The sequence below is a fragment of the Flagellimonas eckloniae genome, from assembly GCF_001413955.1.
Taxonomy (GTDB): Bacteria; Bacteroidota; Bacteroidia; order Flavobacteriales; family Flavobacteriaceae; genus Flagellimonas; species Flagellimonas eckloniae.
Map to the genome: position 1 here is coordinate 1791419 of NZ_LCTZ01000002.1, position 12720 is coordinate 1804138.

General features: G+C 37.5%; 7 protein-coding genes. 1 reads left to right on the forward strand and 6 read right to left on the reverse strand.

Translation table 11 applies throughout. From position 1 onward, the window contains the following. Window positions 1-13 precede the first annotated feature (13 nt). From AAY42_RS07735 to AAY42_RS07750, 4 genes are all read right to left on the reverse strand, one after another. Window positions 14-3106, reverse strand: a complete 3093-nt coding sequence (locus tag AAY42_RS07735; RefSeq protein WP_055393926.1) for a SusC/RagA family TonB-linked outer membrane protein — start codon at window positions 3104-3106, stop codon at window positions 14-16. A gap of 434 nt (window positions 3107-3540) precedes the next feature. After that, window positions 3541-3894, reverse strand: a complete 354-nt coding sequence (locus AAY42_RS07740) for a cupin domain-containing protein (RefSeq protein WP_055393927.1) — start codon at window positions 3892-3894, stop codon at window positions 3541-3543. A 4-nt stretch (window positions 3895-3898) separates the two neighbouring features. Continuing rightward, complete coding sequence (locus AAY42_RS07745; protein WP_055397769.1) at window positions 3899-6142, reverse strand: alginate lyase family protein; 2244 nt, start codon at window positions 6140-6142, stop codon at window positions 3899-3901. A 15-nt stretch (window positions 6143-6157) separates the two neighbouring features. Further along, on the reverse strand, window positions 6158-8491 hold the full coding sequence (locus tag AAY42_RS07750; protein WP_055393929.1) for a chondroitinase-B domain-containing protein: 2334 nt from the start codon (window positions 8489-8491) through the stop codon (window positions 6158-6160). 98 nt (window positions 8492-8589) lie between these two features. Here AAY42_RS07750 and AAY42_RS07755 point away from each other — a divergent pair, with 98 nt between their 5' ends. Then, on the forward strand, window positions 8590-9309 hold the full coding sequence (locus AAY42_RS07755) for a ribonuclease activity regulator RraA (RefSeq protein WP_055393931.1): 720 nt from the start codon (window positions 8590-8592) through the stop codon (window positions 9307-9309). A gap of 2 nt (window positions 9310-9311) precedes the next feature. Here AAY42_RS07755 and AAY42_RS07760 read toward each other — a convergent pair whose 3' ends face one another. Next, window positions 9312-11591 (reverse strand): GH92 family glycosyl hydrolase, encoded by a 2280-nt coding sequence (locus AAY42_RS07760; protein WP_055393933.1) that lies wholly within the window; start codon window positions 11589-11591, stop codon window positions 9312-9314. 20 nt (window positions 11592-11611) lie between these two features. Further along, window positions 11612-12718, reverse strand: a complete 1107-nt coding sequence (locus AAY42_RS07765; protein ID WP_055397771.1) for a family 10 glycosylhydrolase — start codon at window positions 12716-12718, stop codon at window positions 11612-11614. Window positions 12719-12720: the final 2 nt, after the last annotated feature.

Below are 12720 nucleotides of genomic sequence, written 5' to 3' on the forward strand. Positions count from 1 at the left end.
TTCTTTACTAAAATTAAAAGTCAATGTTCAAACCAAGTGTAACCGTTCTAAATATTGGTGTACCCGCTCTTTGTGATCCAAAAGCCCTTACATTACCATTATCATCATGCTCTGGATTAAAACCGTGATAATCATCAGCAGTGATGTAAATCAAATTCTGGCCAGTAACATAAAGTCTTACTCCATTCAATCCAATACGTGATACGATATCTTTTGAAAAGTTATACCCTACGTTTACATTACGTAGAGAAAAATAGTCTGAACTTGCTATTACATCACTGGTGACAACTTTTCTTTGAATGAAGGACACATCAGGGACAAGACCAGCTGCTACAGCCTCCTCAGCACCTGTGCCTCTAGTCGTATTACCAAACCAGTTAAAGAAGTACTCATCTCCAATATTATTTACTTGACCACCTAACTGACCTTGTACCATAAAAGAAATGTCGAAGTCGCCAATTTTAAATTCGTTCGTGAAACTGTAAATCAAATCTGGATAAGGATCCCCTAAAATGGTTTTATCCTCTTCAGTAATTAAGCCATCACCATTTAAATCTTTTACAATTGTGGCCCTTGACTCTCCATTTATTCTGTTCCAGGGACTGTCAACATACGTTGTTCTAAAAGAAGTTTCATCAAAAAGCTCTTCATCAACAACAAAACCCCAGTAAGATGAAATAGGTTCACCTATTCGGTTTATCCATTGTGAATTTCTACCATAAGTATCTGAGATCAAAGCATTGTTAGAATCACCAAAACTCAACAATTCATTTTGGTTAGTAGAAGCTATGAATGTAGAATTCCATCTGAAATTTTCAGTAACAATGTTCCTAGTTCTTAATTCAAATTCCAAACCTCGGTTCTGAACTTCTCCTAAGTTTACAATACCTTGATTAAATCCAGTTAGATATGAAACAGGGTTGTTTAAAAGCAGCTCATCACTGTTTCTTTGATAATAATCAATTGAACCTGAAATTCTATTCCCTGCAAATCCATAGTCCAAACCTATGGTTAGTTCTTTGGAAGCCTCCCATTGTAGATCGGGATTCGCAATATTAAGTGGAGAAGCACCTTGAGTTACACCATAGTTGGTATTTTGATTCAAGGCCAGGTAAGGCCATGCATTAGTTAGCGCATTTCCAACGTTAAAGTTCTCTGAACCTGTAAGTCCATAACTAGCTCTAAACTTTAAATTGCTTATCCAATCGGTATTAACCAAGAAATTTTCTTTGGCAACATTCCAACCAACTGACACTGCAGGGAAATTACCCCACTTTGAATCAACACCAAAAACCGAACTACCATCTCGTCTAAAAGATGCATTGAATAAGTACTTATCTGCAAAGGCATAATTAACTCGTGCAAAAAAACCTAGTTTGCTACGATTTGTGTTAAATTCAGTTACAATAGTATTTTCTGGATCAGCCCCATTCATGTTCTTAAGCCTATCATCCGTAAATCCACTACCTGTAATTGTGCTAAACTCAGATCTTCTTTTCTGAATAGTTGCACCTGCCAATAAATTAAGGTCATGCTTCCCAAAATTCTTACTATAATTTAAAGTGTTATCACTGATTAATCTTGTTCGATATCTATTTCTTAAAATATACTGGGACCTACTATCACCAGATTGATGATAATTTGTACCATCCCATCTTGTTTGTTTTCTTTGATCTATAGTTACACCCAAAGATGTTTTTGCCGTTAGACCATCGATAATTTCATAACTTAAGTACGTGGAACCGTATAGTTTGGTATTAAAATCGTAATGCTCTCTCTCCACATATTGTTGATACGGATTGGAGTCACCTGATGTACGAGGTCTGGCATCACTTCCATTCCCATCTAAATCCAGTTCAACCAAATGATCTTCCCAAAAGTAATCTCCGACACCAACATTTGGGTATACATCTCGATTAATAAACTGCAATGATTCTTCTGTATGGTAAATAGGCAACCAAGGTGATTGACGAATTGGATTATGAATCGACGTTGGCAAACGTCTTTGCTTTGTGTAAGAAGGAGTTACACTAACACCAAACTTAATTTTTTCGCCAATTTTTGAATTGACCTTTAAATTACCTGTATACAATTTATAATCGTCAGTAATTACAACACCTTCATCATGCAGGTATCTCAAAGATGTACTGAAACTTGTATCCTCTGTTCCCCCTCTTGCTGAAAGTGAGTGACTGGTAACATTACCTCCATCAAAGAAAACATCTTGCCAATCTCTATTTACTCCTGTTGTCGCTACTAAAAGCTTTATATATTCCGATTCTTCCGAGAGTGTCCCAGTAACTGATTGCTCCAACGCCAACCATTCATCAATATTTTTTTTGTAATCCTCACTGCCATGTGCTTGCTTAAATCCTGTGTAGGTTTGGTAGCTAAATTTTGTTTTCCCTGCTTTACCACTTTTAGTAGTAATCAAAATAACACCATTTGCACCTTCACTACCATAAATAGCAGCCGAGGCAGCATCCTTTAAAACTTCAAAAGACTCTACATCATTCATATCAAGATTTCCTAGAAAATCTGAGCTTACAACAATACCGTCAACCACTAATGCAGGACCTGAATCCGCTGCAATTGACCCAACACCTCTAATGGTAATAGTGGGTGCCCCACCTGCTTCAGCATTGGTAGCTTGAATGTTTACACCGGATACCTGACCGATAAGGGCGTCATCTACCCTAGATACTGCAATCTGATCTAAAGTTTCATTCACTACTTTGGAAATAGACCCAGTAACCGTCGATTTTTTCTGGGTACCATACCCAACGACAACCACTTCATCCAGTTCGCTAAGATCTTCAGCCATAACAATGTTTACCGTGGTCTGGCCGTTTACGATAACTTGTTGTGTAGCATAACCAATATAGGAGAAAACCAAAACGTCTCCATTGCTTACCTGAATCGTGTAGTTACCATCAAAATCTGTTTGAGTTCCCCTGGTTGTGTCAAAAACAACCACGTTCGCCCCGGGAATCGGGACATTGTTCTCATCTGATACATTACCCGACAGACTATAGTTGTCTTGGGCAAATAATTGAATATTGATCGACAATATTGCAATTAAAATTAGTTTTAATTTTAAATTCATTTGATATTTAGTTAATTTCAAAAAAAGTTGAGTTAATTAATCCTTACTGTTGAGCATTTCCGGCAAGAATAATTTTCTTTACTGTTCTACATTTTCATTAGGATTCTTAAAACACAATCTAAAATTTGCCTTCCACTTTTTAGATCTCTTAAAAACATAATAAAAATGTTAAGGTTAGTGCTTACTTCAAAAAGAAGTAAATTTTAAGAGGACAATAGTAAACTTATCCCCTTTTCATTTAATCATGGTTCCATAGTTTTAGTTTGTTAATTTCTTTTTTGGTAATCCAATCTGGTTTACCAATTTGGTTTACCAAATATATGTTATCTAAAAGTTAAATAAAAACTTAATTTGGATTTAAATGTTAAAATTTTAAGACTAGACACAATTTTGTGCCCAAAAAACACCAAGTATTTATTTTTATAGGTGCTTTTTTATCGGTTTTGCATGAAGTCTTCTCGGATTGGGCTAAAAACATCAATTAAAAACCCAGCTTCAAGGCATAGAGCACCGTGCATCACATGCGGAGGTATATAGAAAGAATCCCCCGCATTAAGTATTTTGGTTTCGTCCCCAATAGTCAGTTTAAAGGAACCACTTACCACATAAGTTACTTGGGAATGATGGTGTTCGTGCATAACACCAATTGCCCCTTTGGCAAATTTTACGTTTACCAACATTATCTTGTCATCATATCCCATAATTTGTCTTTCAAGACCTTCACCTACTGTTTCCCATGGGATTTCACTTCCTATTAAAAACTCCTTACTTGATCCAAAACTTTCCATAAAATTATTTTTTTAGTTGGCCAAAATAGTATGGCCCTGTCCAATTATATTTGTTATTTTCAATTTCCAATTCGTGCTTCTGTTCTTTTGAAGCATTTACGTTTGACACAATAAGTAATTTTGTATTTCCTTTCTCACTTTCGATTTCCACAGCAGTAAAATCCACAGTATCCAATACAACTTGAAGCGCTGCAACACTACTAGAGGCATTCACGGCAAACTCCGAAACCGGACTATATGATCCATGTGACTCGATAACGGATACAAAAACAGTATTTGAGATGTCCTTTCTTCTCACAATCAAGGCAGGATCCCTTCTTAAATTAAAGCTGGGGTCATTTGCCCCAATTCTGGCGAATAGTAATTCATCCTGAAGATTTGCGGCCATGGTTATACTATAAAACTTTTGATTGTTGAGCCAGGACAACTTTGTGTTCTTTGATTTTGGTTGCCCTTTTCCTTCCAGCCATAAATGTTGATATCCATTTGCTGCCCCTAATTGACCCAAGGTTTTGGGTACCTCGTAATCGAAGTTCACTTCCATAACCTGTCCCAGAAAATAAAAGGGAAGGTCATATTGATTATTGGTTTCGGAACTTATCTTCAATATATCCAGTATATAAGGTTTCTCATAGTCGTTATCCATGATTAAGGCAAATGTTCTGTGCATTTCCGTGCCAGGATAAGCATTCTTTTCCTTTGCGCTAATAAGTTGTAGATTTTCATCTGAGGTATCAAAAAAATGTAAAACTGAATGGTTCTTACTTCCTATTTCATACTTTCCTTGAAAATGTGAGGTCTCATTTTGAACCAAAGTATTATGGGCTATTGTCTGCTTTGCCCAAGTGGTATTCTCCTTTAGATAATTTCCTCCACCTTTTTGTTCAATATTGACAAACCTGGCCAATCCATAATCTTGAAGAACTTCATCTCCCTTTTCAAATACAGAAAATGAGAGTTTGTCATAGTGTCCATGGCTCAATCCTTGGGCAGCGTATTTAAAAATCAACTCCATATCATCCTTTCTCAAAATACCTATTCCACCTTCTGTCCCATCGGAACCATCCAATAAATTGACTGTTTTTTTGAGAAATGGCTCTGACCGTCCTTCCTTTATTCCAATAGCTATGGACAACCCTGCATCATTCAATACTACTCTATCCTGCTTTTCTGCAATACTCAATAATTGAGCATTTTCACCTCCAAAATGATATGCAATATCAACCGCAGTGACTAATTCCCTAGAATAATAGGACATTCCTTTTTGGCCATCATTTATTGGAAAGAATTCACCATCAGCATCAGTAAGGTTGAGTAAGGTCTCTACACTCTTTAATAAAACCCCATCATTATATTCAAATATTTTCAGTTCTGGTTTAGCATTATGCAATGCCTGTCCAAAAATTAAAAAGGGATACATGGCGTAGCGTTGATAATAAGGTCCCTCCGTATAGTATCCATCCGGAGAGAATGGTTCATCCAAATTGCCAAAAAAACCAATCTTCTGATCCTTAGTCTTAATGAAGCCCCCATCATTGTCCTTCATATCCTCTGAAAGGTTATCCACTTTTAAACCATATAAGGCACGGTTCAACAATTGGTCATCATCCATCACCAAAGCAATCATACCTAATGCCACATTGCCCCAAGTACTATGATTATGAACACGATTAAAAAACTGTGGATTGCCTTTTGAAATGAAATCTGCAAAAGGTTTGAACAAGTCTTTTTCCAATTTTTTCCGCTCTTTTTTGGAGAGCCAATCATAGATGCAATCGTAAGCTTGACTTGTGTATACCAACCAATTGGAATCATTCAAACATTGCCAAAACAATTTGCCCCGGGCATAAGACCGTTCTTTTGGATGCACTGGAAGTGTGGGATACATTTCTGCATATGACATCAACACATCCCTAACATATACTGCATACTTTTCGTCATCCAATATTTGAAAGAGCACTCCCGATTTTTGAAGTATTAAAAAGTTTTTTTTATGCCGCTCATGTGTATACCCTCCAGAATAATCCTTGGGAATGGGCATATGAATCCCAGTCGCAATTTCGGCATCAACTTCATCCTTTATTTTAGACAATGATGCATCAAATAAAGGAACAGTCCCTAGTTTGGCCCTAATAGCCTCAACTCCTTGTTTTGTAAGTATTAATTTGGGATGTTCCTGCGCCTGAATCAGGGTGTGAAAACAAAAAACAAAAAGCAAACAAAAAAAATGATAGGTCTTTCGATTCATATTTAGCGCATCCATTTAATTAGAGATTACCCCTAAGTTACTCCCATCTGTTGCCTTACCTATCAAAGCTGAATTCGATTTTAAGATATAGCTGATTTCAGAATCAAATGCCGGAGGCAAAGACCAGGAATTCCTTATCGTATACTTTTCATCTCCTGTTACACTGATGCTGGCACTATTAAAGAAATTGTTGTTCAATATATTGACAATGGGTTCCCCTACAACCAAATGCATTCCGACACCTTTACTTGCATTGAAAATATTATTTTTTATATCGATTACCTGAACCCCGTAAAGTGAAACTGACGCATCGTACTTGTTTCTTTTGTCATTTCCTACATTATCAAATACGCAATGATCCATTTCCAAAAATGGTCCAAAAGTACTTTCATCTTTTCCTCCCCTATGCAAGCGTAAAGCAGCACCACCAACATGCGAAAAAACATTGTTCTTCATAATCACGTATTCTGAATTATAAATTCCAATATCATCAGTTTCCTTGTCCAAAGCGATTACATTACCGGAAATCGTTTTAAATTTTGAGTTTTTGATACTGATGGTATCCGCAAAAGTGTTTTTGTAAACCCGAATCGCATCATAGGAGTGGTTCACATCTAAATTAGTAAACTCACAATCCTCTATGAACAATTTGTAATTTTTGTTCATAGAGTACTTGCTTGTTGTAATCACAGAATTACCTGTTCTATCCGGAGATTCTGCGCCATCAAAAATAAGGTCTTCTAATGATAGGCTACCTCCATTGCTAATTTCAAACAGTGATTTCTTCTCAAAAAGGATTGTGGGTTTTTGTGAATTTTTGGATTTTATAGTTAATGGATGACCAACCGCTAGGGTTTTGGTCTGAGTGTATGTTCCGTTTTCCAGTTCCAAGATGTCTCCTGGTTTTGAGTTTTTTGCGGCATCGAACAAGGTATTCAAGCCTGGGGATACTACTATTGTTTTTCCAGATGATAGTTCCACTTCAATATCGTCCTTTGGATACCAACTTACCCCTGTATTTTCTTTTGTTGCCAACTTATCGCTCAACACAGCTCCTTGGTTACCTTCCAGTTTTTTGGGAATTTTCAATCCGTATTTGTTCACCTCAAATTCCAATTCTCTCGCTGTAAAACCATTCTCCGAAATAGCGGATATATTTGGACTCAGAAGATTATTCTTAAAATCAATACCACTAATATCATCATACACCGTAAAAACATCATTCTTGTCTGGATTGTAGAAAATATTATTGGTCATGGATGAATTGATGGGAACAGCGCTTCTTTCAGCATCGCTCCCCGCACATAATTGAATATGGTCACATTCTATAAAGGTATTATTGTGGATTTCGGCATCTTCAACCTGAAAATACCTGTTTAAAGGCGAATTTGGTACACCGTTCATAACTACAAAGGCTCCGCGGAAACGATATCCCTTCAAACCAACCCCGTAATTGTTTCTAACTGTTTGTTGGCCGTTAATAACCCGAATCCCTCCTGTACTGGGTTTATTGTTACCTATAAAAACATTGCCTTCAACCAGGGTTTCATTTCCATGTCTCATGGTCAATGTTCCCGTACATTCGTAGAAAACATTATCTCGATATACATTATTATACGATTTATTGGAAATAATCTCATGCTCTCCATTACATCGGTCAAAGTAATTAGATTCCACGACTGTCATGGAATTCACCAACGAATAATGACTTGTTCCTATCCTAAGTGTTTCTCCCCCATTTGAACCCAAATTGGGTCTATGCCCAAAATAATTATGATCTATTCTATTGTTGTTCTTCTCACTTTCTTTGGTATTTAACCTAACAATCATGGTCACTCCTCTATTTCCTTTACCAACTAGGTGGTTATGGTCTACCCGATTATTGTTCCCGTAAACAGCAACCCAAGTATCCGGTTCATGACGTTCGGGATTATTATAGCGATCAATTACACATTCAGTAATCCTGCTATGATTTGCCAATGTATTCTTATCTTTTTTAAAGGAAATCACCTCAGTAGTAGGTGTGAATCCATTTTTAAAAACCAATCCCTCGACCACCAAATAGCTACCAGCCAATCTTAAATTGGAATTTCCCTCCAATGTCACTTTCCCTTTTTCCTCAACAGTAAGTGTAATGGGGTTATCCTCGGTACCATTCCCTTCAAACAGAAGCTCTGCATTTTCCCATACACCATTGGCCAGTGTAATTACATCTCCAGGTTGTGCATTAGAAACGGCTTCGTTAAATTCATCAACGGAATTAATTATTCCCGAAGATGTATTGGACTGATTGCAAGACGCTAATAGAATGGAAAAAAGGCATAAAAAAAGCTTCCTTGAAATGTTCATTTAAAAATTGGTTTACCAAATTGGTTTACCAAATATATGTATATTTACGACATTCACAAAAATATCCCTGACAAACGACCAAAATAACATATATCGGCATGAAAAATTACCAAGAATCCATTATTGAAAAATTAACCCAGGTAAGCACAGCTACCATCGCAACATGTCTATTTAAAAAAGGGTTGAAAAATCAGTTTATACAAAAAGTCCGTCCATTAAAATCCCGAAACAAAACCATGGTAGGACTCGCCTATACCTTGCGTTATATTCCGGCCCGTGAGGATTTGAATCCGATTGAAGTTTTTAGGGATCCCAAACACCTGCAAAGAGTTGCCGTGGAGGAATGTCCGGAAAACCATGTAATGGTCATTGATAGTAGGAAGAATTCGAGAGCGGCATCCGCAGGTTCCATTTTAGTGACCCGACTTATGAAAAGGGGGGCGGCAGGTATTGTAACCGATGGTGGTTTTAGGGATTCAGCAGAAATTGCAGAACTCGATTTTGCATCCTATCATGTTACACCATCTGCTCCTACCAATTTAACACTTCACCAAGCCATTTCTATTAATGAACCCATTGGTTGTGGTGATGTTGCCGTTTTTCCTGGAGATTATATTGTAGGAGACAATGATGGGGTAATGGTAATTCCTCGAAACATTGCAGAAGTTGTTGCCGATGAATGCCTTCAAATGACATTGTACGAGGAATTTGTGATGGAAAAAGTTGAAAATGGAACCTCAATTATTGGATTATATCCGTTAACCAACGATACATTCAAAACTGAGTTTGAAGCCTGGAAAGTTTCAAAGAAAAACTGATTTTATTTTTTTGGATTCGGACTCAGTTCCAACTCTAAAACGCCTCCTTTTACAATCTCATCATGGGTTATCCAATACCGTTTCAATGATTCTCCGTTAAGTTTAATTGATTGTATGTAGTTATTTTCTTTGGAATTATTCTTGGTAATTATGGTGAATTTTTTTCCAGAATAGTACTTAGAATCCAAGCCTATTTCTACCTGATCAAATACAGGGCTTGTAATCTGATATTTATTATCCCCTATTGAAGCTGGATAAATTCCCATCATGGAATACACCAACCAAGCAGACATGGTCCCCGTATCATCATTCCCAGGAAGTCCATCAGGCTTGTTCTGAAAATACTTGGTCACTAATTCCTCTACTGTTTTTTGGGTGCGCCATTCTTCACCGGCGACATAGTTAAACCAATACGGATATGCAATATCGGGTTCATTGGCCATATCAAATTGATTGTCGTCAAACACTTTTTGTAATTGGATTGTGAAGTTTTTATCACCTCCCATCAATTTTTTAAGTCCTTTTATGTCATGGGGCACCATAAAGGCATACTGCCAGGCGTTCCCCTCTATATAACCCACATTTTTTTCAAAATTGGCCCCTGCCAATGGATTAAAAGGTTCATAAAAAGTTCCATCAGAATTTCGGGGTCTTAGTAGATTATACTCCTTATCAAATAGTTTTTTATAGGATAATGACCGTTTTCTATAGGTTTTATAATCCTTCGTTTTTCCCAATGCTTTTGCCAAAACGGCAATAGAATAATCCGCTGCATTGTATTCCTGTGTTGTTGAGACCGAGCCTACATCTTCAGTTGTCAAATATCCTTTTCCCAAATAATTTTTAAGCCCGGGGCGCAATGGATTATCCTCAATTTGATTTGCACTTTTCAACATGGCCAAATACGATTTTTGAACATCAAAATCCTGAATACCTTTTAAATAGGTGTCAGCAATGACAATGCTTGCTGGGTCCCCAACCATGGTAAAGGTTTCTGTGGAGTTTAATTCCCATTTTGGCAACCAACCATTTTCGTCATACATGGCCAACATACTTTTTACCATATTTGATTGTTGTCTGGGATATACCAAGGACATGAATTGATGTAAGTTCCTATAGGTATCCCATAGTGAAAACACCGTATATCTAGTTCCAGTAGTATTCCCTATTTTCCCTGTATTTATTTCAGGATAATCACCATTAAAATCGTTCAAGGTATTGGGGTGAATCAATGTATGGTACAGTGCCGTATAAAAGTTAATCTTGTCCTCTTTTGAACCACCTTCCACTTTTACTTTTGATAGTATTTGATTCCATTCCCCAAGGGTTTCTTCATAAACGGTTTCAAGTGATTTATTGGATGTTTCTTCCTCTAGATTTTTCCTTGCATTTTCAATACTGACATAGGATACGCCAATTTTCACCTCAACTGTTTCCTGTTTACTGAAAGTATACTTGAAATACGTTCCAATGCTATCGCCAACAATCATTCTTGTGGCATTGTCCATCATTCGCGTTTTTCCATTGTAGGTCATCCATTGGGCTTCTTCTCCTTCATACTTTCTGGGTTTCTTCCAAACTCCAAAACTGTCCGCAGGCTTTGAAAATTTAGCCACAAAATATACTGGATAAGCCGACTCTGGATTGTTGTAACAAAATGCACCTACAGTTCGCATACCTTCAATTTCTGAAGATGATACGACTTTGACCATGGCACCTTCTTCATTGGTAAGCCCAAGTCCCAAATTCAAAAGGATGTTGGATTCTCCAGCGGGAAACGTAAACCTGTTCACCCCAACTCGTTTTGATGTTGTGAATTCAGTTTTGATATTGTATTTATCCAATGTATTGCTGTAATAACCCGCTTTTGCCACCTCATTGGAATAGGTTGAGCCGTATGATAAATGGTCCGTTTCCACCATGCCAGTAGTTGGCATGACCAAAATCACGCCTAAGTCTGGACAGCCTACGCCACTAAGGTTTACTTGGCTAAACCCTGTTAAGAAAGTGTTTTCATGAACATATGGGTTGGAAAGCCATCTACTATCTTTTTCCAAAACATTTTGCTTACCCGCCACATTAAAAGGTGCTATGCTAACCATGCCCCTTGGCGCGACCGGCCCAGGATATGTTGCACCGAAATTGGATGTGCCAATAAAAGGGTTTACGTAATCTGAAACTTCTTGTCCCTTTAATCCTATACTACAAAATAGCAAACAGATAATAGTTCCTGTTTTTACTCCTGATATTAATTTTAAGGTTTTAAGTATACTTTCTGACATAAATTTGCCGTATTAAACAACTATTCTTTTGATGTTTTTATGACTTCGAACTGCTCATCGGTAAGGGTGTAATCATCGAAGAATGCAACTCCGGAAGCTCCATTGTCTTTTGCGTATTGTATTGCCAATTTTAGGTCCTCAGGACTGAGTTTAGGAGTATACAATCCTGTGTGCAAATCAGTTGGTCTTCCTTTCAAATCTTCTACCCCTTGTGCCGTTGCATAGCCTATCCAATCCAACTCCTCATTATAAAAATTATAATAAATCATGGGCAATACAATATCAATATTCCATTTATCCCAACGTTGACGTACCATATAATCTGCCATTTCAGGATATGGAAAAACAGCAGCACTTAGTTTTTTATCATATTTATGAACCAAGGTATAGGCCTCATTTACTAGGGATTTTATCTCGTTCAAGCGAAAATTCTTCCACTCAATGTCTATGGCCGGATTTTCCATTTTTCTCGGGTCTTTATGATGAAGTGCCATAAATTTCTCCACACTGGCATCGGAATAATCGAAATCAAAATCCGGTAGTTCCTCCTCTTGTTTTAAATTATACTTTGGAAGCAGGCCGATGGGCAAATAGACATCTGGATAGCGTATATAGTCGAGGTGAACACTAGCAACGCCCTCAACCTTGGCAAGACCTTCAATCAAGCTTAAAATGTGTTTTCTTGCATCAGGATGACTGGGTGAAAGCCATTGGTAATAATTTACATACGGACGTTCATCAAAGCAAGACTTCCCACTCCTACTGACCATATACCAATCTGGGTGTTGCAAAGCAATGGAATCCCCCGGCCGGTTGGTGGTAAACATCCAAGCATGTACTTCCAGACCCTCTTCAGTTGCCAAAGGTGCCACCCGTGCCAACAATTTTGGATCGGCACCAGAATTTATAAGCACCGCGTCAATACCATATCCCTTCAATTTTTTGAAATGGGCCGTATACGCCGAATCCGACTTTTTATGCCCCACCGTAATCCAGTTCCAATACTTAAATTTTGGTTCTTTTATGGTTACATCTTCCACCCCAGTAGTTTCCTTTGACTTTTCCTGAGTGTTGCAAGACATCAAGCCTAGCAAAAAACAATAAACAACTATTCGTATAATCTTCATAT

Bases quoted from the DNA above. Each gene is read 5' to 3' on its own strand.
- AAY42_RS07750 (WP_055393929.1), bottom strand. From the start codon at position 8,491: ATGAACATTTCAAGGAAGCTTTTTTTATGCCTTTTTTCCATTCTATTA.
- AAY42_RS07760 (WP_055393933.1), bottom strand. From the start codon at position 11,591: ATGTCAGAAAGTATACTTAAAACCTTAAAATTAATATCAGGAGTAAAA.
- AAY42_RS07735 (WP_055393926.1), bottom strand. From the start codon at position 3,106: ATGAATTTAAAATTAAAACTAATTTTAATTGCAATATTGTCGATCAAT.
- AAY42_RS07755 (WP_055393931.1), top strand. From the start codon at position 8,590: ATGAAAAATTACCAAGAATCCATTATTGAAAAATTAACCCAGGTAAGC.
- AAY42_RS07765 (WP_055397771.1), bottom strand. From the start codon at position 12,718: ATGAAGATTATACGAATAGTTGTTTATTGTTTTTTGCTAGGCTTGATG.
- AAY42_RS07745 (WP_055397769.1), bottom strand. From the start codon at position 6,142: ATGAATCGAAAGACCTATCATTTTTTTTGTTTGCTTTTTGTTTTTTGT.
- AAY42_RS07740 (WP_055393927.1), bottom strand. From the start codon at position 3,894: ATGGAAAGTTTTGGATCAAGTAAGGAGTTTTTAATAGGAAGTGAAATC.